Annotated in this window: 25 protein-coding genes and 2 tRNA genes; 13 read left to right on the top strand and 14 right to left on the bottom strand. The window is 67.2% G+C overall.

The window, feature by feature from the left end:
- Positions 1-44 precede the first annotated feature (44 nt).
- Positions 45-287 (top strand): hypothetical protein, encoded by a 243-nt coding sequence (locus CGU34_RS06045; protein WP_232711559.1) that lies wholly within the window; start codon positions 45-47, stop codon positions 285-287.
- Positions 288-496: 209 nt separating this feature from the next.
- On the opposite strand, the gene CGU34_RS06040 is transcribed toward CGU34_RS06045, so the two are convergent.
- The 4 genes from CGU34_RS06040 to CGU34_RS06025 form a co-directional block, all read right to left on the bottom strand.
- Positions 497-570: transfer RNA gene (locus CGU34_RS06040), tRNA-Met, on the bottom strand.
- A gap of 28 nt (positions 571-598) precedes the next feature.
- Positions 599-670: transfer RNA gene (locus CGU34_RS06035), tRNA-Thr, on the bottom strand.
- 74 nt (positions 671-744) lie between these two features.
- Positions 745-1,908, bottom strand: coding sequence for a M23 family metallopeptidase (locus CGU34_RS06030; protein WP_100813602.1), 1,164 nt, complete (start codon positions 1,906-1,908; stop codon positions 745-747).
- A 166-nt stretch (positions 1,909-2,074) separates the two neighbouring features.
- Positions 2,075-2,869 (bottom strand): inositol monophosphatase family protein, encoded by a 795-nt coding sequence (locus tag CGU34_RS06025; protein ID WP_100813601.1) that lies wholly within the window; start codon positions 2,867-2,869, stop codon positions 2,075-2,077.
- A gap of 51 nt (positions 2,870-2,920) precedes the next feature.
- Between CGU34_RS06025 and CGU34_RS06020 the strand changes: the two genes are divergently transcribed.
- Positions 2,921-4,552, top strand: coding sequence for a phytoene desaturase family protein (locus CGU34_RS06020; protein ID WP_100813600.1), 1,632 nt, complete (start codon positions 2,921-2,923; stop codon positions 4,550-4,552).
- Positions 4,553-4,555: 3 nt separating this feature from the next.
- On the opposite strand, the gene CGU34_RS06015 is transcribed toward CGU34_RS06020, so the two are convergent.
- From CGU34_RS06015 to xylA, 4 genes are all read right to left on the bottom strand, one after another.
- Entirely contained in the window at positions 4,556-5,416 is an 861-nt protein-coding gene (locus CGU34_RS06015; RefSeq protein ID WP_100813599.1) for a hypothetical protein, read from the bottom strand.
- 414 nt (positions 5,417-5,830) lie between these two features.
- Complete coding sequence (locus tag CGU34_RS06010; RefSeq protein WP_100813598.1) at positions 5,831-6,775, bottom strand: aldose 1-epimerase family protein; 945 nt, start codon at positions 6,773-6,775, stop codon at positions 5,831-5,833.
- Complete coding sequence (locus tag CGU34_RS06005) at positions 6,772-8,172, bottom strand: xylulokinase (protein ID WP_036298709.1); 1,401 nt, start codon at positions 8,170-8,172, stop codon at positions 6,772-6,774. Before CGU34_RS06005 ends, CGU34_RS06010 begins: the two co-directional genes overlap by 4 nt.
- 9 nt (positions 8,173-8,181) lie before the next feature.
- Positions 8,182-9,378, bottom strand: coding sequence for a xylose isomerase (xylA, locus tag CGU34_RS06000; RefSeq protein WP_100813597.1), 1,197 nt, complete (start codon positions 9,376-9,378; stop codon positions 8,182-8,184).
- 88 nt (positions 9,379-9,466) lie between these two features.
- Here xylA and CGU34_RS05995 point away from each other — a divergent pair, with 88 nt between their 5' ends.
- Positions 9,467-10,681, top strand: coding sequence for an ROK family protein (locus CGU34_RS05995; protein WP_100813627.1), 1,215 nt, complete (start codon positions 9,467-9,469; stop codon positions 10,679-10,681).
- A 1-nt stretch (position 10,682) separates the two neighbouring features.
- On the opposite strand, the gene araA is transcribed toward CGU34_RS05995, so the two are convergent.
- The 4 genes from araA to CGU34_RS05975 all read right to left on the bottom strand — a co-directional run bounded on the left by araA (position 10,683) and on the right by CGU34_RS05975 (position 15,627).
- Complete coding sequence (gene araA / locus CGU34_RS05990; protein ID WP_100813596.1) at positions 10,683-12,197, bottom strand: L-arabinose isomerase; 1,515 nt, start codon at positions 12,195-12,197, stop codon at positions 10,683-10,685.
- Between the two features lie 23 nt (positions 12,198-12,220).
- Positions 12,221-13,813, bottom strand: a complete 1,593-nt coding sequence (locus CGU34_RS05985) for a xylulokinase (RefSeq protein WP_100813595.1) — start codon at positions 13,811-13,813, stop codon at positions 12,221-12,223.
- Positions 13,810-14,523, bottom strand: coding sequence for an L-ribulose-5-phosphate 4-epimerase (locus tag CGU34_RS05980; RefSeq protein ID WP_100813594.1), 714 nt, complete (start codon positions 14,521-14,523; stop codon positions 13,810-13,812). The genes CGU34_RS05985 and CGU34_RS05980 overlap by 4 nt, the downstream gene beginning before the upstream one ends.
- A 108-nt stretch (positions 14,524-14,631) precedes the next feature.
- Positions 14,632-15,627 (bottom strand): LacI family DNA-binding transcriptional regulator, encoded by a 996-nt coding sequence (locus tag CGU34_RS05975; RefSeq protein ID WP_100813593.1) that lies wholly within the window; start codon positions 15,625-15,627, stop codon positions 14,632-14,634.
- 107 nt (positions 15,628-15,734) lie between these two features.
- On the opposite strand from CGU34_RS05975, the gene CGU34_RS05970 reads away from it, so the two are divergent.
- The gene (locus tag CGU34_RS05970; RefSeq protein ID WP_198517699.1) at positions 15,735-17,042 is read left to right on the top strand and encodes an HNH endonuclease signature motif containing protein; all 1,308 of its coding nucleotides are present in this window, start codon (positions 15,735-15,737) and stop codon (positions 17,040-17,042) included.
- Positions 17,043-17,094: 52 nt separating this feature from the next.
- Entirely contained in the window at positions 17,095-17,931 is an 837-nt protein-coding gene (locus tag CGU34_RS05965; RefSeq protein WP_100813591.1) for an NAD-dependent epimerase/dehydratase family protein, read from the top strand.
- Between the two features lie 3 nt (positions 17,932-17,934).
- Here CGU34_RS05965 and CGU34_RS05960 read toward each other — a convergent pair whose 3' ends face one another.
- Both CGU34_RS05960 and CGU34_RS05955 read right to left on the bottom strand, forming a co-directional pair.
- Positions 17,935-18,573, bottom strand: a complete 639-nt coding sequence (locus CGU34_RS05960) for a hypothetical protein (protein ID WP_100813590.1) — start codon at positions 18,571-18,573, stop codon at positions 17,935-17,937.
- A 5-nt stretch (positions 18,574-18,578) separates the two neighbouring features.
- Positions 18,579-19,100, bottom strand: a complete 522-nt coding sequence (locus tag CGU34_RS05955) for a small multidrug efflux protein (RefSeq protein WP_198517698.1) — start codon at positions 19,098-19,100, stop codon at positions 18,579-18,581.
- Positions 19,101-19,158: 58 nt separating this feature from the next.
- Here CGU34_RS05955 and CGU34_RS05950 point away from each other — a divergent pair, with 58 nt between their 5' ends.
- The 8 genes from CGU34_RS05950 to CGU34_RS05915 all read left to right on the top strand — a co-directional run bounded on the left by CGU34_RS05950 (position 19,159) and on the right by CGU34_RS05915 (position 23,376).
- Positions 19,159-19,905: a helix-turn-helix domain-containing protein gene (locus tag CGU34_RS05950; protein WP_100813588.1), complete on the top strand. Its 747-nt coding sequence runs from the start codon at positions 19,159-19,161 to the stop codon at positions 19,903-19,905.
- A 360-nt stretch (positions 19,906-20,265) separates the two neighbouring features.
- Positions 20,266-20,484 carry a hypothetical protein gene (locus CGU34_RS05945; protein ID WP_100813587.1) on the top strand — a complete coding sequence of 73 codons (219 nt, stop codon included), beginning with the start codon at positions 20,266-20,268 and terminating at the stop codon, positions 20,482-20,484.
- A 306-nt stretch (positions 20,485-20,790) separates the two neighbouring features.
- Positions 20,791-20,985: a ribbon-helix-helix domain-containing protein gene (locus tag CGU34_RS05940; protein WP_100813586.1), complete on the top strand. Its 195-nt coding sequence runs from the start codon at positions 20,791-20,793 to the stop codon at positions 20,983-20,985.
- Positions 20,986-21,016: 31 nt separating this feature from the next.
- Entirely contained in the window at positions 21,017-21,283 is a 267-nt protein-coding gene (locus CGU34_RS05935; protein WP_100813585.1) for a hypothetical protein, read from the top strand.
- Between the two features lie 13 nt (positions 21,284-21,296).
- Complete coding sequence (locus CGU34_RS05930; RefSeq protein WP_100813584.1) at positions 21,297-21,872, top strand: hypothetical protein; 576 nt, start codon at positions 21,297-21,299, stop codon at positions 21,870-21,872.
- A gap of 75 nt (positions 21,873-21,947) precedes the next feature.
- Complete coding sequence (locus CGU34_RS05925) at positions 21,948-22,469, top strand: hypothetical protein (protein ID WP_100813583.1); 522 nt, start codon at positions 21,948-21,950, stop codon at positions 22,467-22,469.
- Between the two features lie 302 nt (positions 22,470-22,771).
- Entirely contained in the window at positions 22,772-22,990 is a 219-nt protein-coding gene (locus tag CGU34_RS05920; RefSeq protein ID WP_100813582.1) for a helix-turn-helix transcriptional regulator, read from the top strand.
- The gene (locus CGU34_RS05915) at positions 22,990-23,376 is read left to right on the top strand and encodes a hypothetical protein (RefSeq protein WP_100813581.1); all 387 of its coding nucleotides are present in this window, start codon (positions 22,990-22,992) and stop codon (positions 23,374-23,376) included. Before CGU34_RS05920 ends, CGU34_RS05915 begins: the two co-directional genes overlap by 1 nt.
- Positions 23,377-23,383: the final 7 nt, after the last annotated feature.

The following is a 23,383-nucleotide window of genomic DNA, read 5'->3' as shown; positions in this document are numbered from 1 at the left end:
CGAGGACGATTGCGGGTGGGAGCCGGCAGCCGCATCCTGAAGGCATGTGGGGATACGCACGCGAAATGCTGGATCGTTCGAGCATCGGTGAGATTTTCGGTACAGCGGTGATGTTCGTCGCTGTGGTCGCACTCGTCTGCTCGGCCATGATCTACGCGTCCGGGGATGAGCTCGCGTTCTTCGGTCTGCTGGCGGCGTTCGCAGCCGGAACGACGGGCGTCGGCGTCCACGTCGCGAGCCGTGAGGCACGACTGCGCCGAGCTGGCCGCAGCGCCACCCGCGGGTGACGCGCCAACCAACCACTCCACCAACGAAAGAAGCGCCCCACGAGGAGGCGCTTCTTTCTGTAGCGGGAGCGGGGCTTGTCCCCACCGCCTCTCCACACGCCGCTGCGCGGCGCGCGGAGCCTCTGGCGGCGTGGGCCCACCCGCGCGTGACGGGCCAACCAACCACTCCACCAACGAAAGAAGCGCCCCACGAGGGGGCGCTTCTTTCGTAGCGGGAGCGGGGCTTGAACCCGCGACCTCACGATTATGAGTCGTGCGCTCTCACCAACTGAGCTACCCCGCCACACCGCATCCCGGTCCAGGATGCTGCGAGCCCCGAGTCAGGATTGAACTGACGACCCCTTCCTTACCATGGAAGTGCTCTACCACTGAGCTATCGGGGCGCACCCGCAAGCGGGCAACCACAAGAGAATACCATCGGCGGGGCGCCGACCTGAAACCGAGGCGACCTCGCGGATCAGCCGCCCGCGTGCTCGCGCAGCCACGGCAGCGGATCGATGCGTGCGCCGTTGACGAACACCTCGAAGTGCAGGTGCGCTCCATACGACAGACCCGTGTCGCCGACGTGCCCGAGAACCGTACCGGCCTCGACGACGTCGCCGGCCTTGACCTGCATCGAGCCGTACAGCATGTGCGCGTAGTGGGTTGCGAAGACCTCGCCGTTGATCTCGTGATCGACGATCACGTGGACGCCGAACGCTCCGCCGCTCTCGCTCGCGACACGAACCGTGCCGGCAGCGACGGCCTGGATCTCGGCACCCTCACCCGGAGTGAAGTCGAGCCCATAGTGGAACGAGCCCCAGCGGGGACCGTAACCATCCGAGATGGGAACGCCGACGGCGAAGGGCCACTGGATGGGAGCGCTCGGGTCGTTGACGAAGAAATTGGTGTGGCGGCTGATGCCGGTCGCCGCAGCGATGTCGCTGAAGGTGGCCGTCGAGTACTGCTCGTCCCGATTGAGCTCGGTGTCGGCACCCTCGGGAGCGACGAACGCCTGGATCTCGTCTTCTTCCGCAACCTCGTCGTCGGACGCAACCGTGATCGACGTGACGGAATCGGCTTGGGTCGCCGCGGCGAGTGCCTCGGCGGGCACCGTCACCGCGACCGTGAGCAGTCCGACGGCCGCCATGACACCCATGCTGAAGCCGGTGGCAGCCACGCGCCTGAGGGCGGACCCGGGCCGCCGCACGCGACGCGGCGCGCGGTGTGAAGCGGCTGCCGGGGCCTCCGACTCGTCTGCAGCAGGTTGGGCGACCGGCACGATCACCGGGTTCTCGCCGGTGAAGCTGAACAGGCGAGCCGCTGTCTCGAAAGCATCCGAGACATCGCCCTCGACGGACTGAGACGCAGGCGTCAGATCGGCCGGCGAAGGCACGAGCGGAACGGACGAGTCCGAAGCGGTGACGGATTCGACGATGGGAGTGCCGCTCAGGCGAGCCTGTCGACGGCTCTGCGGAGCATCCTGGATCGCTGCTCGCCGACGAGCGGCACGCGTCTCGGACTCAGCGGACGAGTGTGTCGCAGCGGAATCGGAGGCAGAGTCGAGGGCGGACGCAGAGGCGTCTGCACGTCGAGCACGGCGTGTGAGGCCGAACTCCGACTCGGGGGCGTCGGGTTGCAAGCGGATGGAACTCTCGGATCAGGCGCGCGGGGGGACGCGACGGGCTTCGGGATGTCTTGCTCGGGTTCTTGCTTCTGAGATTCTCGTCAGATCCGTTCGGGCGGAGGTAACGAATAGGTAAACACTAACCCGTCGGGACTGAGAATGCCATGTGTGAGCAGACTGCTCAACCAGCGAGCACTGCCTCCAGCGATCCGTAGAATTCGGGACTCGCGGCGATCAAAAGGTCGCGTCCCGCGCGAGCTCCCGCGAGTCCACCCACAACTCCCCCGGCCTCGCTGACGAGCAGCGAACCGGCTGCCATGTCCCATGGCCAGAGGCCCCACTCGTAATACGCGTCGAATCTTCCGGCCGCGACGAAGGCGAGATCCAGCGACGCCGCACCGATTCGCCGGATGTCGCGAGCGAGTGGCAGCACCCGCCCCAGAATCTCGAACTGCTGCGTGCGGCGCTCGGGGTCGTAGCTCATGCCGGTGGCGATGAGCGCGCCGGATGCATCCGGTTCGCCCAGGATCGCAAGTCTCTGCGAGCCGAGATAGGCGCCCTCGCCGCGGGATGCATGGAAGAGCTCGCCGGTGGCCGGGTTGTTGACGACGCCGGCGACCGCCGTCCACACGCCGGGGTCGGGCGGACCCTCGACGACCGCGATCGACACGGCGTACGCGGGAATTCCGTACGCGTAGTTCACGGTCCCGTCGATGGGGTCGACGACCCAGGTGAGGCCGGACGATCCTTCTTCGGCCGCAGACTCTTCACCGAGGAACCCGTCGTCCGGACGCGCCGCCGCTATCCGGTCGCGGATCAGTTGCTCGACCTCGCGGTCGGCTTCCGTGACGATGTCGGCCAGCCCCGACTTGGTCGCCGCGATCGCCACCCCCTGGTCCCGCCGGGTGCGGGCGAGTTCTCCGGCCTCCCGTGCGATCTCGACGGCCAAGGACAAAAGTTCCGCGTCTGAATCCACGCCCCTACGCTACCCATGGGTTCTCGGCGCCGCGCGTCCTAGGGTGGGCGCATGACGCGCTCGAGCGGCCCGCACACCCTTCACGATGTCGTGATCGTGGGAGGAGGTCACAACGCACTCGTCGCAGCCGCCTATCTCGCGCAGGCAGGCCGGAGCGTCCTCGTGCTCGAGCGCCTCGGCCATGTCGGCGGCGCCGCGGTCTCGGAGCGACCGTGGGCGGGTGTCGACGCGCGCATCTCGCGCTATTCGTACCTCGTGAGCTTGCTCCCCGCCTCGATCGTCCGCGACCTCGGGCTCGAAATCACGCTCCGGCGGCGCCGCATCTCGTCGTACACGCCCGACCCGGGCTCGCCCGAGCACGGTGTTCTGATCGATCACGGGGATGCCTCGGGCACCGCCGCATCCTTTGCACGCGCGACGGGAGACCGTGCCGAAGCAGCTCGCTACGCCGCCCTCTCGGCTCGGGTGGGTGCCGTTGCCCGAGCCGTGTTCCCCACGCTCACGCAGCCACTTCCCGATGCGCGGGCTGTGCGCCGGGCCGTCGGCGACGACGAGCTCTGGCAGGGGATCGTCGATCGTCCGCTCGGTGAACTCGTCCGCGACTCGGTGGGGTCGGACCTCGTGCGTGGGATTGTCATGACGGACGGGCTGATCGGCACCTTCGCGTCGTCGGACGACGCCTCGCTGCGCCAGAACCGCTGCTTTTTGTACCACGTGATCGGCGGTGGCACGGGCGACTGGGATGTCCCGGTCGGGGGCATGGGGAGTGTGACAGATGCTCTGCGCGACGCAGCCGTGCGCGCCGGCGCCACCCTACGCGTCAACGCGGAGGTCGTCGTGGTGAGCCCTGATGGAGAGGTCACACTGGCGGATGGCGAGCGTGTCGCCGCTCGACTCGTGCTGAGCGGCGTCGGACCTGCCGTTCTCGATCGGCTCGTCAGCGCGGACGGGGACGAGCCGGACGCCGCTGCGCGGGAAGTCGAGGGAGCGCAGGTCAAGGTCAATATGTTGCTGCGCCGCCTGCCGAGGCTGCGCGATCACGAGGTGGATCCGGCATCCGCATTCGCGGGCACGTTCCATGTGAACGAGACGCTGACGCAGCTGGACTCGGCCTACGCGGAAGCCGCGTCGGGGCGGATTCCCTCACCGCTTCCCGCCGAGATCTATTGCCACTCGTTGACCGACCCAACGATCCTCGGCTCCGACCTGCGCTCCGAGGGCGCCCAGACACTGACGCTGTTCGGTTTGCATGCACCTCATCGTCTCGTCACCGGACGGGACCCGGATGCCTCGCGCGCTGAGCTGCTCGCTGCCGCTCAGGCCTCGCTCGACAGCGTGCTTGCCGAGCCCATCGAGGACGTGATCTATCGGGCCCCGGACGGCACGCCCTGTCTCGAAGCACGATCAACGCTCGACCTGCAGGATTCGCTCGGAATGGCCGCCGGCGACATCTTCCATGGGCCCCTGTCGTGGCCGTGGCTGGGCGATGATTCGGATGCCGGTGGCGGAGTCGATGGCGGAGTCGATGGCGGGGGCTCGCGCGGTCCGGCGGTGCGCTGGGGCGTCGCGACGGAACACCCGCGTGTACTGCTCTGCGGTGCAGGAGCGCGACGCGGGGGTGGCGTCAGCGGTCTGGGTGGCCAGAACGCCGCGATGGCCGCGCTCGAGATCCTCGACCGGTGAGACTCAGCTCGGCGGAGCCGCAGGAGGCACGGGCGGCGCCGGAGGGACGGGGGGCGGAGTCGGCGCGATGCCCTGCTGCTGATAAGCCGCCTGCTGTGTCGGGTAGCCCGTGTAGTAGGCGTTCCAGTCCGGCGAGCCGTCTGCGAGCGCGGGCAGCGGGGTCATGCCGTCGACATAGGTCGGCCAGACGGGAGCCGGTACGGGCGGGGCGGGCGGCGCGAGACGTCGCGGGCCGTTGAGAGCCTTGACGAGGGGCACGAGAGCCGTGCCGACGGCAGCCAGGATCGTGATTGCGACCACGACGCGCCAGTAGAACTCCGAGAAGTCCACGGCTCGCGCCAGCAGCATGGGCAGGATCAGGAGGACGGCGAGCACCGAGACAAGAACGACGGTGATGGGCACGACGATCCGCGAGAAAGCACTGCGCGGCTCGCCCTGAGTCTTCGTGAACAAGCGGATGTGCAGGATGGCCAGCCGAAGCACCAGGACGATCCCCACGAATTCGACGAAGCGGATGAAAGGCGACGAGCCCCACGGCCATCCCCAGTCCATCGGCGCCCAGATCTTGATGGCGCCGGCGAGGAGCGCAAGCACCCACCCGATCATGCTCACGAGCACGTACCACTGCGGGCGGCGCGGCGCGGCGCTCGCATCAAGCAGCGCGGCGCCGGCAAAACCGGCCAGCAGCACGATCGTCAAGAACGCCCGACCGATGAGTCCGTTCTGATCACCGATCAGCACCCAGATGACGCACACGAGTGCGGCGGCGATGAGTGCGCCGATCGCGATCCAGACGGCGAACTTCCAGTAGGGACTCCGGGCCTCTTCGGCCTCGACGGGCGATGGGCCCTGGGGCTGCGACATAGTGGCTCTCTTCGATCACACGGACGGATGCGACCCATCCTGACAGGTCATCGCGTGCCGGCAAGGAGAAGAACCGGCGTCCTGTGGACGGTTGCGCCTCGTGAGTCGCGGGGAGGGCCGAAGAAAAGAATTGGCCCCCTCGGGTGGCCCATTGGGGACTGGGCGACTCGAGGGGGCCCCGCTTCCTTCCCATCCGATCGCAGAACCGCTTGGGGAAACGGCCCGCCCAACGCTGGGGACGTCGGTTCGAATGCTTCAGAAGGAGCTAGAACGAGCATAACCCCACCGCGCACGCAAGGTATGTCCCCCTTTTGGGGGACAAATCATAAATTTATGTCCCCTTTTCGGTGGACAAATCGTCAAAACACCGAATCGGGAAGCTCTTGCGAGGGAAAGTTTGTCGCGGGATCTTGTTCAGATCGACGCGATGGTCCAGCTTCCCCCGGCCCGGGATGCGGGGTCAAGGTATATGAGAGAGTTCTCAGAATTAAAAGCGTCGGGTGGGCAGGTCATCGGCTCGACGGCCAATCCGATCCGATCGGTCGCACGCCCGGGCATATCCGCCGTGTGCACCTGCACCCAGGGGCACGCCCCATCCCAAGCAAGGGAGACACCGGACCCCGAGGCATCCGTCACACGCACACGAGCCATTCCGTCGTCCCACCGCAGCCCCGTGAAGGCGTGGTCGATGCGCGCATCACCGATGCGGCGCGGCCGACGAAAATCGAAGCAACGGGCGTCGTGTGCGTCGACATCTTGCTCGGTCGTGGGGATGAGACGGTCCTCCGTGACACCGAGGACGACATCGGCGGGCAGCTCCAGCGTCCAGTCGTCCACGCGTCCTGGGCCCGCAACGAGGTAGGGGTGCCCGCTGATGCCGAATGGGGCGACCGTGTCGGACATGTTCGTTCCCGTGACGGTCTGCTCGAGGCCCCCCTCGCTCAGGCGGAAGGTCGACTCGATACAGATCCGCCACGGATAGCCCGTCTGCGGTTCGATCTCGGCGGCGAGCGTGACGTGATCGGCGCCCTTGTCGACGGCCTCGAAATCGAGCCACGAAACCAGCCCGTGCAGGGCATGACCGCGCTCCGGCTCGGTCAGCGGCAAGACGTGATCGATCCCTCCGAAGCGATAGCGACCGTCGACGATCCGGTTGGGCCAGGGCGCGAGAGTCACGCCGCGATAGGCGGGCCGGACCTCGTCGGCGTCGAAGGGCACGACGAGATCGCGTTCACCCATGGGCCCGCTGTGACGCAGGACCCGCAAGGAGGCTCCGACACTCGCGACGACCGCTTGATAGTCACCCGATCGCAGCAAGTGCTGGGTGCCGGATGCGGGGCGTCGTTCTCTCGGAGTCACGGACGGAACCCTAGCGCGGCGTGCGCGTACCGCGCGCGGATGTCGGCTCGGGTGTCGACGGGCACCTCGATCTCGCCGGATGCGGCCCAGTCGGGCCAGTCACCCGCGAGGACGGCTGCGGCTTGACGTGCCGCGCCGAGGGCGACGTACTCGCCCGGCGCCGGTACCACGATCGGCAGGTCGAAAACCTGCGCGGCGATCGCCGATACCGCGGGATTTCGAGCCGCGCCGCCGATCAGCAGCAGACGGTGAAGCTCGACCCCCTGTTCGCGGATCGCGTCGAGACCCGCGGCCAGACCGCAGAGCATGCCTTCTATCGCCGCGCGCGCGATCGCCGGCCTCGTCGTACCGGCGAGCGTCAGACCCGACAGGGATGCCGTGGCATCCGGCAGATTCGGCGTTCGTTCACCCTCGAAGTACGGCACGAGCACAGGACTTTTCGGCCCCGGTGCCGCCTCGAGCGCGAGGCGACCGAGCTCATCGTGATCGACCCCGAGCAGCCCGCCGAAAGCATCCAGGACGCGCGCCGCGTTGAGCGTTGCGACGAGCGGCAAGAACCGTCCTGTGGCGTCGGCGAAGCCGGCGACCGTACCCGAGGCATCCGCGATCGGAGTCTCCGTGACGGCGAAAACCGTTCCCGATGTACCGATCGAGATGACGCCGTCGCCGCCCGTGGCACCGAGACCCAGGGCCGCGCCTGCGTTATCCCCCGCGCCGGGGCCGATGACGAGCCCGCTCGGCGTTGTACCCGCGCGCTCGAGCGGACCCAGCACACGTGGCAGCACGGCCGCGTGACCCAGCGCGCGTTCGAACAGGTCGGGCTGATAGCCGGCGGAGCCCCAATAGGCGGTGCCACTGGCATCCGACCGATCCGTCACGAGCTCGTCGAGCACGGGGCCGAGGGGCGATCCCGCCGGGCCGTACCCGCGCAAGCGCCACGTCAGCCAGTCGTGCGGCAACGCCACTGCCGCGACGCGGGCCGCGTTCTCGGGTTCGGTGTCGCGCAGCCAGCGCAACTTCGTCGCGGTGAAAGAGGCAACGGGCACGACGCCCGTCCGCTCCGCATACGTGTCAGCCCCGACCTCCGCGATGAGCTGGCGTGCCGCCACGGCCGAACGCGTGTCGTTCCAGAGCAGGGCGGGACGGATGACCGCGCCCTGCGCATCCAGCACGACCATGCCGTGCTGCTGACCCGCGATCGACACCGATGCCACGTCGTCGAGCCCACCGGCGTCGACGATCGCGGCCTGCAGAGCGTTCCACCACGCCTCCGCGTCGACCTCGGTGCCATCCGGATGCGCCGACCGGCCGGTGCGAACGATCCGGCCGGTCGAGGCATCCGCGATGACGACCTTGCACGACTGCGTCGACGAATCGACCCCCGCGACGAGCGTCATTTGCTCTCCTCAGCCGCGGGCGCCGAGCAGGTGCTCGGTCGCGAGCTGCTGCAGGCGGACGAAGCCGAAGCCCTTGCCACCCAGGTAGGCGTCGGTGTCGAAGTCCTCGTATGCCGAGCGGTCCGCGAGGAAGTCGTCGTACGACTCGCCCTCGTTCAGCGTCGGCACCGAGAGCTCGGGCACACGCGAAGCCTCGAGCGCCTCCTGCACCTCGGGGTCGGCGCGGAAGGCCGCGGCACGCTCCTTGAGCAGCAGGTAGGTGCGCATGTTGGCCGCTGCCGAGTCCCAGACTCCCGTCTCGTCCTCGGTGCGACTCGGCTTGTAGTCGAAGTGTCGGGGGCCGTCGTAGGCGGGCGTACCGCCGGGTCCGCCGTTTTCAAGCAGGTCGACGAGCGCGAACGCGTTGTGCAGGTCGCCGTGACCGAACACCAGGTCCTGGTCGTATTTGATGCCGCGCTGGCCGTTCAGGTCGATGTGGAAGAGCTTGCCGTGGTACAGCGCCTGGGCGATGCCCGCGGCGAAGTTCAGGCCCGCCATCTGCTCGTGCCCGACCTCGGGGTTGAGGCCGACGAGTTCGGGACGCTCGAGCGAGTCGATGAACGCGAGGGCGTGACCCAGCGTCGGCAGCAGGATGTCGCCGCGCGGCTCGTTGGGCTTGGGCTCGATGGCGAAGCGGATGTCGTAACCCTTGTCGATCACGTAGTCGCCGAGCAGGTTGACGGCCTCACGGTAGCGCTCGAGCGCGGCGCGGATGTCCTTCGCGGCGTCGTACTCGGCACCCTCGCGGCCGCCCCACATGACGAACGTCTTGGCGCCGAGTTCGGCGCCCAGGTCGAGCTGGCGGAAAACCTTGCGGAGAGCGAAGCGACGGACGCCGCGGTCGTTCGACGTGAAGCCGCCGTCCTTGAAGACAGGGGCGCTGAAGAGGTTGGTCGTGACCATCGGCACGATCATGCCGGTGTCGGCGAGTGCGCCCTTCAGCCGGTCGATCTCTTTCTCGCGCTCGGCTTCGGTCGAACCGAAGGCGAAGAGGTCGTCGTCGTGGAAGGTCAGGCCATACGCGCCGAGTTCGGCGAGCTTCTCCACGGCGTGCACGGTGTCGAGGGGCGGACGCGTCGGGCCACCGAACGGGTCGGTCCCGTTGTAGCCGACGGTCCAGAGGCCGAAGGAGAACTTGTCGGCGGGCGTGGGCGTAGGGGTGCTCATGGGTGATCCTGATCCTCGCTGAACGGAAATGTTGTTGAACACAACCTATACCATTCCGTCGGACGCGGCGACCCCCTACGCTGGTGCGATGACCGACCGCGCGACGACGTTCGAAGCCGTGCGTCGAGCGAACCTCGCGCGTTTGGTGCGGATCCTGCATCTGGCGGGCCCCCAGTCGCGCGCGCAGTTGACGGCGACAACCGGACTCAACCGCTCGACGATCGCCGACCTGGTTGCGGAACTCGCCTCGATCGGCCTGGCAGAAGAGCTTCCGCCGGCTCCGTCGACGCGCGCGGGACGTCCGTCTCCGGTCGTGGTGACGCATCCGTCGATCATGGCGATCGCCGCGAATCCCGAGGTCGATGCCCTCGCCATCGCTGCCGTACGACTCGATGGGACGGTCGCCGCCCGCCGCCGCATAGAGGTCGACCACCTGCTCACTCCGGCCGAGACGGTGCGGCTGGTCGCCGAAACGATCGAGCTCTGGCGCGCGGACGCGTTGAGGGACGCGCGGCTCGTGGGACTCGGTTTTGCGGTACCCGGGCTGGTGCGCGGCGCCGACGGGATGGTGCGGAACGCCCCGCACCTCGAGTGGCACGATGTGCCGCTGCACGAACTCGCGGCCGAAGCGACGGGCCTACCGATCGTGGTCGGCAATGACGCATCCCTCGGCGCGATCGCCGAGCACCTGTTCGGCGCGGGTCGCGGCATCGACAATCTCGTCTACCTGAATGGCGGCGCGAGCGGTATCGGTGGTGGCCTGATCGTGCACGGGATGCCCGTGGCCGGGGCCTCGGGTTACGCCGGTGAGTTCGGGCAGAACCGACCGGGCATACCGTCGAGCGCGGACCGGCTCGCCGGGGACGGCGTCCTCGAAGACGAGGTCAGCCGAGTGCGCCTGCTCGCGGTCGCTGGCCTGGCGAGCGCCGACGAACCGACCCTCGCCGCCGCTCTCGCGGCCAGCACCCTGCCCGACGCGCGCGACGAGATCGCGCGGCAGCGACGCATCCTGTCCACGGCGCTCGCGAACGCCGTGAACGTGCTCAATCCGCAGCTGATCGTGCTGGGCGGCTTTCTCGCGACGATCGCCGAGGGCGGCACCGGCGAACTGCTCGAGGACGTGCGAGCCCTGTCGATGCCGGCCGCGGGAGAGGACGTCGACATCCGCTCGGCTGCGCTGGGCGAAGACCGCCTCTTGGTCGGTGCGGCAGAGGCGGCCTTCGCCCGGTTACTCGATGACCCCGTAGGCGCGCTGGCGGCGCCCACCGATCGTGAGCGAGCGCAGCGAGTCGAAACGCCCTGACTTACAGGCCCTGAGCCAGGCGGTAGTACGCCTGATTCCAGCGCACCTCTTGCTGGAACCCGCGCAACGTGGTCTCGTCGTCGATCACGAGCAACTCGGTCTTGGCGATCTCGGCGAAGTCGCGGAAGACCTCGATGCCCACGGCGGTCGTCATGACGGTGTGGTGCGCGGCACCGGCCGTCAGCCAGGCCGCGGCGCTCGTCGCGAAATCGGGCTGCGGCTTCCACACGGCGCGCCCTACCGGCAGGTTGGGCAGGTCCGGCGCCTCGACGTTCTCGACGACGTTCGCGACGAGTCGGAAGCGGTCGCGCATGTCGCTCATCGCGACGACGACCGCGGGGCCGGGGTCGGCCGTGAACACCAGGCGCACGGGGTCTTCCTTGCCGCCGATACCGAGCGGGTGGATCTCGAGCCGCGCCTTCTGCGATGACAGCGACGGCGACACCTCGAGCATGTGTGCCCCGAGGATCCGCTCGCTGCCGGGCACGAGGTCGTAGGTGTAGTCCTCCATCAGGCTCGCCCCACCGGGCAGGCCCGCGCCCATGACGTTCGCTACCCGGACGAGGATGGCCGTCTTCCAGTCGCCCTCGGCACCGAAGCCGTAGCCCTCGGCCATCAGACGCTGGACCGCGAGGCCCGGCAACTGCTTCAGCGCACCGAGGTCTTCGAAGCTCGTCGTGAAGGCGCCGAAGCCACCCTCCTCGAGGAACGAGCGAAGACCGAGCTCGATCGCGGCACCATCGCGCAGCGACTGGTGGCGCTCTCCCCCGGCACGCAGCTCGAGCACGACGTCGTACTCCTCTTCATATAGCGCGACGAGCGCGTCGATGTCGGATTCGGATGCAGCGGCCACCGCATCCGCCAGCTCATTGACACCCCACGTGTTGACCTGCACGCCGAACCGCAGCTCGGCCTCGGTCTTATCTCCCTCGGTCACGGCGACGTAGCGCATGTTGTCGCCGAAACGGGCGAGCTTGAGGCTGCGCGAGGCCGCCCAGCCCGCGGCCGCGCGCTGCCACGACTCGATCTCGGCGCGCACACGGGCGTCGGATGCGTGTCCGACGACGGTCTTGCGGGCGACGCCCAGACGCGTCTGGATGTAACCGAACTCGCGGTCGCCGTGCGCGGCCTGGTTGAGGTTCATGAAGTCGAAGTCGATGTCTGCCCACGGCAGCTCGACGTTCGCCTGTGTGTGAAGGTGCAGCAGTGGCTTCTGCAGGGCGTCGAGCCCGCCGATCCACATCTTCGCGGGGCTGAAGGTGTGCATCCAGGCGATCAGGCCGATGACGTTGTCGGCGGCGTTGGCTTCGAGCGCGAGGCGGCGGATGCTGTCGGCATCCTTCAGCACGGGCTTCCAGACGACCTTGACCGGGACGTGACCCTCGAGCTGGGCGACGACGCCCTGCGACTGGTCGGCGACCTGGCGGAGCGTCTCTTCGCCGTAGAGGTTCTGGCTGCCGGTGACGAACCAGACCTCGTAGGGCTCGAGCGAGGTGGAGAGAGGAGTGCGAGTCATGGAGTTCTACTTTCGGTGTGGAGTCAGAGCGCTGCGACGGCGGCGTGCTCGATGGCGAGCCCGGCTTCGTAGCGCGTGAGGTAGGTGGCGTATCCGACGAGGTCGTCGGGGTCGGGCGCGACGGTCTCGAACCCGGTCGCGGTGAAGACGTGGTCGGCCAGGTAGGCGTCGAGCGGGGCGTCGGCCGCGTCGAGGTAGGCCGCGAGCACCGCGATGCCCCACGCGCCACCCTCCGATGCCGTCGCTGCGACAGCGACCGGCGCATCGATCGCGGCAGCGAGAAAACGTTGCGCGACACGGGCCGTACGGAACATACCCCCGTGCGCATACATGGTGTCGACCGCGACGCGCTCGCCACGCAGCACGCGCATCCCGAGGCTCAGGGTGCCGAAGACGGCGTAGAGCTGGGCCCGCGCAAAGTTGCCCAGCGTGGGGCGCGAGTCGGGGGTGCGAACGACGAGCGGACGCCCCGCATCGAGCCCGGCGATCGGCTCGCCCGCGAGGTAGTTGTAGGCCAGCAGACCCCCGGCATCCGGTTCCGCCTCGAGTGCCTCACGGAACAGGACCTCGTAGACGGCGTCCGCGGCGAGAGGGGTTCCGGCTGCCTCGGCGAAGCGACCGAACATGTTGGCCCACGCAGCGAGTTCGCTCGCGCCGTTGTTGCAGTGCACCATCGCGACGGGGTCACCGGCCGGCGTCGTGACGACGTCGAGTTCGTGGTGCACCTGCGCGAGCGGGCGTTCGAGCACGACCATCGCGAAGATGCTGGTGCCCGCGCTGACGTTTCCCGTGCGGGGCGAGACGGAGTTCGTCGCGACCATCCCGGTACCGGCATCACCCTCGGGCGGACAGAACGGGATGCCGGGGGCAAGCGCGCCGGTCGGGTCGAGCAGGGCGGCCCCTTCGGTCGTCAACCCACCGGCGTCGACGCCCGCAGCGAGGACATCGGGCAGGAGTTCGACGAGAGGAGCGGGCAGACGCCCCTCCGCCAACGAGTCGTACGCCGAGACCATGTCGGCGTCGTAGGTGCCGGTGGTCGGATCGATGGGGAACATGCCGGACGCATCACCGACACCGAGCACACGGCGACCGGTGAGACGCCAGTGCACGTAGCCCGCAAGGGTGGTGACGAAGCGGATGTCGCGGACATGGTCTTCCGCGTCGAGCACCGCCTGGTGCAGGTGCGCGATCGACCAGCGGAGCGGGATGTTGACCCCGAAGAGGTTCGTCAGTTCGGCGGCTGCCGGCCCGGTCGAGGTGTTGCGCCAGGTGCGGAACGGGACGAGGAGCTCGTTGTCGGCATCGAAAGCGAGGTAGCCGTGCATCATGGCCGAGACGCCGATGGCGCCGATCGTGGCGGGGCTGACACCATGGCGCTGCTCGGCATCCGTCTTCAACTCGGCGTAGGCGGCGGCAAGTCCCGTCCACACCTCGTCGAGGGCGTAGGTCCAGCGCCCGTCGTCGAAGCTGTTCTCCCATTCGAAGCCGCCGACCGCGAGGACGTCGGCCGGGTTGTCGGCGTCGACGAGGCACGCCTTGATGCGGGTCGAGCCGAACTCGATGCCGAGGGCGGTTCGGCCGGAGCGGATAGCGTCCGCGGCAGATGTTTCGGTCATCGGCGATCGTCCTCGTTCTGTCCGTAGACGTTTTGGTAGCGGCCGTAGAGGGCGTCGATCTTGTCCTGCGGGATCGGGATCAGAGGTCCCGCCTCCCGGGCGATGTGCACCGTGCGGGCAGCGTCCTCACACATCACCGCCGCCTTCACCGCATCCTTCGCCGACACCCCGATCGTGAACGGCCCATGATTCTGCATCAACACCGCACGGCTCCTGTGGCCCGTGAGGGTCTCCACGATGCCGCGGCCGATCGAGTCATCCCCGATCACCGCAAACGGACCCACCGGAATCGGACCCCCGAACTCATCCGCCATCCCCGTGATCACACACGGAATCTCTTCCCCCCGCGCCGCCCACGCCACCGCAAACGTCGAATGCGTGTGCACCACACCACCCACATCCGGCATGTTCCGATACACATACGCATGCGCCGCGGTATCACTCGACGGAGAACGATCACTGCCCGGAGTACCGGCGATGACGTTCCCATCCAGATCGCACAGAATCATGTTCTCCGGAGCGAGATCGTCATACGACACACCACTGGGCTTGATCACGAACAAGTCCGCCCCGGGCACACGACCCGACACATTCCCACCCGTCCACACCACCAAGCCGTAACGCACCAACTCCGCATGCAGCGCGGCGACCTCGATTCGGGTGGCGGCGATCGCTGCCTCGACGGAATTCGGGTCTTCGGTCGTGCTCACGGGGGCTCCATCGGTCTCGCGGCGGTCGCCTCGGGTTCGAGCGACCCTCGCGATGTTACCGGTACCATCCAATTTTCGCGAGAGCCCGTCCGCCGCTGGGGAGTTCGTTCAGTCGCCGAGCGGAATCGCAGAATCGCGCACGACGAGCACCGGAGGCTCAGCGAACGCCTCCCCCGGCGCGCCGACGACCTCAGCGACCACCCGCCGCGCTTCGGACGCGAGGTCGAGTCGCACCGTCGTCAACGCGGGCAGGTAGAACGCGGAGTCGGGATTGTCGTCGAACCCCACGACGGAGACCTCGCGGGGCACGTCGATGCCCTGAGCACGCAGTCCCGCCATCAGACCGAGCGCCATCTGATCGTTCGCAACGGCGAGCGCAGTGGGCGCCTGTGCGCGCCCGAGGGCTTCGGCGACCGCCTCTGCGAGCGCATACCCGGCAGCAGCACTCCAGTCGCCCTCCCACCGGTCGGCGAGGGTCAAGCCTGCGGAGTCAAGCGCGTCAGCCACACCCCGGGAACGAGCCGTCGCCTCGAGCCAGTCACCCGGGCCCGCGACCTCCGCAATTCGTCGATGCCCGAGGTCGATCAGGTGCGCCACCGCGAGTGCCGCGCCCGCTGACTGAGTCGCCACACCGGTGCCGCCGTGCAGGGCGACGATCGGAACACCGGGTGCCGCCGCGGTGGCCGCCTCGAGCGTGCGCGTGTGGGGTGCGACGAGGACGATGCCGTCGACGCCCTGCGCGAGCAGGTGCTTTACCGCGGCTTCGACTGACGACGCATTCGCGCCGTCCGCGTAGGCCGTGGCGATCCAGCGCCCTCCCGTTCGGGCCGCCGCCTCGAGTGCGGCGACCCCTTCGGCGGGTCCGTAGAGGGCGGCATCGGATGCCACGACGCCCAGAGTGCGCGATGTGCTGGTGCCCAGGGCTCTCGCGGCGTTGTTGATGCGATAGCCGAGCGCCTGGATCGCATCGAGTACCCGCTGACGCGTTTCGGGGCGGATGTGCGGATGACCATTGAGCACGCGCGACACCGTCTGCGTCGATACTCCGGCGTGCGCGGCGACGTCGCGGACCCCGACGGCGCGCACGGGGGCGGGCTGCGTCATCTGTCATCCCCTCCTTGGGCTGTGCCTCAGCGTAGTGACAGAACATATGTTCTATTCATTTGTCTCTGCCGTAGCGTTTCATCGTATCTATGTGCTACGATCGATCTGTGATCGAAGTTCTCGAGCATCCGCAGACATCGTCGACGAGCGTGTCGATGGAAGAGTCGCTGGGCTTTCTGTTCGACGATCTCCAAGGTGATCAGTTCGCGTCGATCCGGCACGATGCGCGCCGTGCGGCCGGTATCGCAGAGGCGATCGAGATCGCGCGTCGGCATCCGTACGTCTACACGGACATCGTCGGGCGAGACGGCGAAGAACTGGCGGAGCGTGGGGTTCTGCTCGATCTGTCTCTGCGTCTGAACGTCTCCGAGCAGACCCTCCGGTCCCACGCGTACACGGCATCGGCCGCATCCGAGTCGTTGCCGTGGCTGTGGCGTCGCGCCCTCGACGGCTTCGCGCCTCTCGTACTCGTCGATGCGGTCGTCGCGGGAGCCGCCCGGCTGCGTGCTGCGGACGGCGCCTCTCCCGAAGAGATCGCGGAGGCCGAGTCGGCCATCGCTGAACTTGACGCAGCCACATCGGAGTGGGTCCTGTCCTGCACGCGCGCCGCATTCCGCGCACGCCTCAAGCGGCTGCTCGAGCGCCTCGACACCCGTCGCTCCGAGGTACGCCACGCCGCTGCAATGCGCGATCGTCGCGTCTGCATCGAGCACGTCGACGACGGGATGTCGTGGGTCTCTGCCCTCGTACCGACCGTCGACGCGGTGGCCCTCGGTCGTCGCCTGGACGCGACCGCAAAGGCGACGTCGAAGGATACCCGCGAGCTGCGCACCCGCGATCAGATCCGCGCTGACCTGTTCGCGTCATGGTTGAAAGGCGACGGGACGGCGACCGCGGTCAAGACGAAGGTCTTCGTGACCGTGCCGGTTTCCCTGCTCGCGGGAGAGGGGACGACGGCGGGCGCAGGTGGCGACCTCGCAGCGCGGCTGGCCGGACTCCCCCGCGAGGATGCGGAGCTCGTGGGTCACGGTCCCATCGATCCACTCACGGCCGCTCAGATCTTCAGCGATGCCAAGGCCTTTCACCGCGTGATCACGGATCCGGTACGCGGGGTCGTGCTCCAGATGGACCGCCGCACGTATCGCCCGACAAAGGCGCAGCGGGATTGGCTCGTCCTGCGATACGGAAGGTGCGCTCGCGATGGCTGCACCCGCCTCGCCCTCGACGCCGACATCGATCACGACAAGCCCTGGGCCCTGGGAGGGAAGACCGACGAGGTCAACCTGCGCCCGCTCTGTCCTCCGGATCATCAGCACCGGCACATCACCAAGTTCCGGTTCATCACACGAAGCGACGGCACGGTCAGGGTGGAGACTCCCACGGGATACGCGAGTTCCGCTCCGCCGCCGTTCTGACCGCGCGCGCTTCGCCCGCCCTAGCACGGCACCCGTGTGCGAGCCTGGAGACATGCGCATCGCTCTCACTGGTTCCTCCGGCAAGCTCGGTTCCGTCGTCCTCAATGAATTGCGCGCCGCCGGGCACGACGTCATCGGCATGGATATCGTCGGGCAACGCGGGCCCGGATTTGTTCGTGTCGACCTCACCGACTACGGCCAGGTCGTCGATGCCCTCACCGCCGTCAACGACCAGCACGACGGCTTCGACGCGGTGGTCCATCTAGCCGCCATCCCGGCACCCGGCATAGCGCCCGATGTCGCGACGTTCCACAACAACATGCCCAGCACGTTCAACGTCTTCTGGGCTGCGATCCGCCTGGGCATCACGCGGATCGTCTACGCATCGAGCGAGACCGTGCTCGGTCTGCCCTTCGATGTGCCGCCGCCCTACATCCCGGTGGACGAGGAGTACCCCGCCCGCCCTGAGTCCGTCTATTCGCTGGTCAAGCACCTCGAGGAGCAGCTCGCGATCGAGCTCGTGCGGTGGCATCCGGAAGTTTCGATCACCGCACTGCGGTTCTCGAACGTCATGGTGCCCCAGGACTATGAGGCATTCCCCTACGACGCCGATCCGCGGGATCGTAAGTGGAATCTCTGGGGCTACATCGACGCGCGCGACGGCGCCCAGGCCATCGAGCGCGCGCTGCAGGTTGCTCCCCCGGGCTTCGACCGCTTCATCATCGCGGCGGCCGACACCGTCACGACCCGGCCGAACGCCGAGCTCGTCGCCGAGGTGTTCCCCGATGTTCCCGTGCACGGCGACCTGGGCGAGCACGACACGATGCTCTCGATCGTGAAAGCACGGCGCCTGCTCGGCTACGACCCGCAGCACTCCTGGCGCGACTGACGCCTATTCGCCACCGTCGAACAGACCGCCATCCAGGACCCAGTTGTATCGCAGCCGCAGCGCACGCTCGGTGCTCGCGACGAGGGTCGCGACGACCAGCGAGATGTTCGCCCACGCCGGCAGATGAATAGGGCTCGCGAAGGTGCCGATGTTGTCGGCGATCAGCGGAATGTGTGAGATCTCGTCGATGATCTGCGGCACACCGAGAACGAGCGCGATCACGAGGATGATCAACGACGCGGACCCTATCGCGCGACTCAGGACAGGGTGAGCACGGTCGAGACGAGCACGACGACCCTCTGCGGAGGCCTGATCGGGAGTGAGCTGCCGCTCCGAACCATCCGGGGTGACGTAGTGACACCGTTTGATCCCGAAACCCGAGACAACGACCTCGATCTTGCCGCCGGGCACGGTGAACGTCGCGGGAAGTTTCGACGTCGCCTCATGGACTCCGTCGCGGTAGAGCTTCGCGAGTACGGTGCCGTTCGAGTCGCCTCCGTGGCGGACGTCGACCGTCCACGTCTGACGGGAGCCGTCCGGACTGACAAGACCCAGATGGAAGACGGAGCGCGAGAACAGCTGCCACCAACGAAAGCGAGGTAGTGGGTGCCCATCTCCGGGCTTCACCGACCTTTTGAGCATGTGATTCAGACTCCCACGACGTAGGTCATGGCCGCCCAGATCGACACCGTGGTCACGGTTGTCCAGATGACGATGGCCACGGCCTGCCAGAGCAAGACCCACCCTCGCCGAGTTCCGCTGGCGACCAAGATCGCGGACGTGAACTGCGTCGGGATCGCGAGGGGGCCCAGGATGCTCGCGCCGGGCACGCCGAACCGAACCAGCCACCGCTTGAAACGCTGACGCCCCTTCGACTCTGGCTTGCTGGGCGCCGCGTCGTCCTGAGAAGCGCTGGCGCGGTTGACGACGGCGGTCCGCGCCCTCGATGTGAGCAGCACCACGACCAGAACACACAAGAAGTTGCCGGATGCCGCGGCGATCGCGGCGACGATCGGATTGAGCCCGCCGACGATTCCGATCATCGCCGCGACCTCGCCCTCGACGAACGGAATGGTCCCGGCGAGCATCACGATGAGAGGGCGGAGGATCTCGGGGACCTGCGCGACCAGGTCCTGGAAGTTGGTGACGAGCTCCTGAAGAGCGTTCATGATCTACGAGTAGAAACCGTGTTCCGAGAACACGGTCAAATCGGGCAGAATCGACCGGATGGCATGGAGCACACGCGAGCTCGCGGATCTCGCCGGCACGACCGTCAATACGGTGCGGCACTATCACCGCGTCGGGCTTCTCGACGAGCCGGACCGGATGTCGAACGGGTACAAGCAGTATCAGGTTGAGCACCTCGTGCGGCTGCTGCAGATCCGGCGTTTGAGGGATCTGGGCGTACCGATCGAACAGATCGAACAGGTCGGACAGAACGGCGATACGTCCTCGCAGGCACTCGAAGCCATCGACGCGGAACTGGCGTTGAGTATCAAGCGCCTACAGCGTGCGCGAGCCGAGATCGCCGCGATCTTGCGGGGCTCCTCGGCGACCGACGTTCCGAGCGGCTTCGAACACGTCGCCGCCGGGCTGTCCACCTCAGACCGGGCGCTGATCCTCATCTATGAACAGTTGTACGACGAGGACGCGATGGCGGACGTACGACGGATGCTCGAGGCCGAGCGCGACCAGGCGACCGAGGACTTCGATGCGCTCGCGCCGGATGCAGACGAGGATGAGCGACGTCGACTCGCCGAGAGATACGCGGTGACCCTGGCGCACGCCATGGCCGACTATCCCTGGCTGATGAGTTCGCCGGGTGCGCACTTCTCAAAGGCACCGAAGCTGGCCGCGAGCGCCGTATCCGAGTCGGTCCTGGCGCTCTACAACCCCGCCCAGTTCGACGTGCTGGCTCGGGCGACCGTCATTGCCTGGGGACTGGTGGCAAGCGAAGGAAGTACAGGCGAGTGAGCGCCGCTGTTCGAATCCCGCGGCACCCGATAAACGAAGAACGCCCCCGCATGCGCGGGGGCGTTCTTCGTTTGGTGGCGAGTGAGGGATTCGAACCCCCGAAGGCTACGCCGGCTGATTTACAGCTATCCGGCTTAGCGACAACTGCGATAACCAGGGCTCACCAGGGATACCCACTGTTACACGTTCTCGCCCGGAATCTCGCGGCTCTGAGGGCGAACTGGTATGCCCCTGGGCAGCGGTGGTAGGGCGTCGCAACCGGGGTTATGCCGGGGTTCTGACCCTCTGTTTGACCAGCTTCCAGAACCGCCGCACTCTTGTGTTCCACCGCACCCCGCGGCACCAACGAAGGGACACACCATGAGCACCATGGCCGAGACAGTCAGATCCCAGAACGACTACACGCCCGACTACGCGGTCGAAGCTGCCGCCGACCTGCTTGAACCACTGCAGCGCTACTACGACGAGATGGAGGAGCGCCCGACCTTCAACGAGTTCGCGTTTATCGTCTCCGACTGGTTCCACACATGGATGGACGACGCCTACTCCAGCGACGAGCCGCTGCGAGAGGCTAGTTGACCCCAGGGCTGGGCGTAGGCGCACGAGAACGGCGCGGTCGGGGCAACTCCCCTACCGCGCCGTTCTCGTTGGTCCCTGGCCATGCTCGCCACAGCCGCGTGGGAATGCGGCCAATGACAACCCTGAGCGACGCGGTCGGGCGGGGACGAGCCGCGGAAATTACCTGCAACTTCCCAGGTCAGAGGTCGTATCCGATTCTCGACCCAGGTTTGCCGGGGACACATCTGGTGGAGTTCACTTCGGGTTAGTGAAGCAGAAACGAAAGGGGCCGGACATGGCTCGACCAAGACCCTCCCCGAGGGCAGCATGAGCGTGCAAACCCAGATTCCCGCGGAGGTCGATCATGCCGTCGATGAGCTCGCGGCCGTGAGCGGCGGCGTGAGCAAGGCGGCGATCCTGCGTCAGGCGATCCTCACCGGCCTCCAGCAGTTTGCCGACACTAATCCCGAACTCGCCGCCGCACTCGCCAACGCGCCGGTGACCGAGACGAGCGCCGCGTAGGCGTTCGTACCAACCCCGCGAAAGGAACCCCATGCCCGCCAAATACATCATCGACGCGAACCACAAGCAGTTCGATGAGAAGACCGGCCTCCCGGCCTATCCGCGATCCACGTCCGGCACCGAGGTCAAGCTCCGTCGAGTGCAGAAGAGCCTTCAGGCGACGCTCTCTCGCACCGAAGCGGCCCTCGACCGGGCGCTGAACGAGTTTGCCGACGCGCTCGACGCCGAGGGCCGCAAGGAAGCCGCACAGGCTCGCCTCGACAACCTGACCAACAAGCGCAACCAGCGCCGCATCTGAGAGGAATTCCATCATGGCAACGAAAGTCACCGGACCCGAGTCCGTCACCCCGGACGTGCAGCCCGCCGAAACGGTGCGCTATCGCGAAATGGGCGGAACCATCGTCAACGTCATCGGCCCGAACCAGCTCGACGGACCCCGCATCGCCGCTCGCGAAGCCCAGTACGGGAATCGCCAGGCCGAGATCGAGGCCGTCATGGACATCGACCAGGCCGCGTTCGACCGCGTTCGTCCCGTTGAGGCGGGCATGGCGGCTCGCGCCGAGAACTTCATCGACGACATCGAGCGCAAGGGCACCGACACAGTGTCGCCCGGGCTCATCGAGTCCACCGAGGGCATCGTGACGCAGCTCAACAACCTGGTCACCCAGCTCGAACGCGGGACGCCCGCCAGCCAGCTCGCCGAGCGGTTCAAGGACCTCCAGAACCAGGCACGGCACATGGCAGTCCCCAAGATGGCCCGCGCGCTCCAGATGGTCGAGGAGAGCCACCTTCCGAACATGGAGGACCCCTATGGCCGCGTCCAGAACAAGGTCATCGCCAAGATGCCGCACTCCAGCTTCCGGCCGTTGCGACCGCGTCGCCCCTGAGCGTGACGAGGGCCGGTGCCTTCCGCAAGCACCGGCCCTCATCTGAACGCACACACCCCGAGAAAGGAACGACCCATGTCCCTAGCGACAATTCTACCCGACCAGGCATTTGTGCCGCTGGTCACTCCGCTCGACCCGTATCACGACGCGTTCTGGGACGTGGAGAGTGAGCCGGAGTTGGGCTTGACCCCGCGTACCCGGATGTTGGCACTGCCTGCAATCGCTTTGGCGACTCTGGAACTACAAGCGACACCCGCGAAGTCGTGGCGACCGACCACCCGAGGTCTCGTCACCGAGGCGTCGATCCGCGCGGCAATCTGGAAGGACCGAGGGCTAAACCTCTCTGCCTACGAGATGGCGCTCAACTTTCAGTCGCTCTTCTTCGGTGGCGACGGTCGGCGCGGCGGCAATGTCCCGCTGCTCGGTCTCGACCTTCTGCGCTGCATCGATGAGCTGTCGATGTGCAGCACCGAGCTTTGGTGCTCCACGCCGACCGTCGAGGACCCTTTCGAGTTCGAACAAGTCAGGCTCGGAACGGCTCTCGCCCGAATCGCAAATGTCGAAGGTCGCCTTTCGAGGTTGCGAAAGCGGCGCTAGTTGGCCTGACGCACGCTGACCAGCGGCGACGAGGGTCGATCAGGTAAAGTTGAACGCGAGCCAGGGAGACCAGCTCACTCATGACACGAAACGCACGACGACATACGTAACCGAAGCGACGAGCAAGACCAAATGCGACACCACTACGACATACCCAGCCTCGACTAGTTCGAGTCTGCTCACGCTGAATCCTCAGGACCACAGGCGTACGGGCGAGTGGAGAACCACCTTCGACTTGAAGGTGGCGACTCCCACCGTGCGCCTTTTGTGCATTTAGGCGCAGCTCTCTGAGGAGAACTGCAATGTCGATCATCAACCCCGATCACCCCTCTGTTCACGACCGCCTGCTCGATACCGCGGAGGTCGCGGAGTGGCTGGGGATCACCGAACGCCAAGTAGCCCGAGCCCGTCAGGCCGGTGCGCTCAAGTGCGTCCGCATCAGCGGCTCCGCCGTACGCCACACCCGCGCCCAGGTGGAGGCGTTCATCGCCGCGCGCTCGAACGACGAGTCGGTGAAGTGATGCCCAGCTTCAAGCGTCCTGGCGATTCCGACCTCGGTCATAACGTCCGTCTCATCGTGGCGGCGGTCGAGAGGGCAAGCGATTCGCTCGAAGTGATGATCTGGCTGGCTGAGGGACCGCGCACCTTCGAGCATCTTCTGTCGCTCCGAGCGCAACGAGTGCGCGACGACATGCCCGAGTTCCTCGGCGCGATGGTCGGCAACGAAGAGGCCGTAGCGGAGGGTCGGGCGCTCGACACCCTCGTGCACGACCTGAAAGCGCTCGGGACGCTCGTCCGCCATCAGGCAGGGCACCTGTTGCTCAGGGAGGGCACGTCCATCGCTCTGGACGTGCTGCGCCCTGTGCTCACGACCCCACGTCGCTTCGCGCGCAAACCTCTGTCCTGAACCGCTC

The organism is Microbacterium lacus (genome assembly GCF_002812805.1).
GTDB lineage: Bacteria > Actinomycetota > Actinomycetes > Actinomycetales > Microbacteriaceae > Microbacterium > Microbacterium lacus_A.
This window is presented reverse-complemented; position numbering and strand designations above follow the sequence as displayed.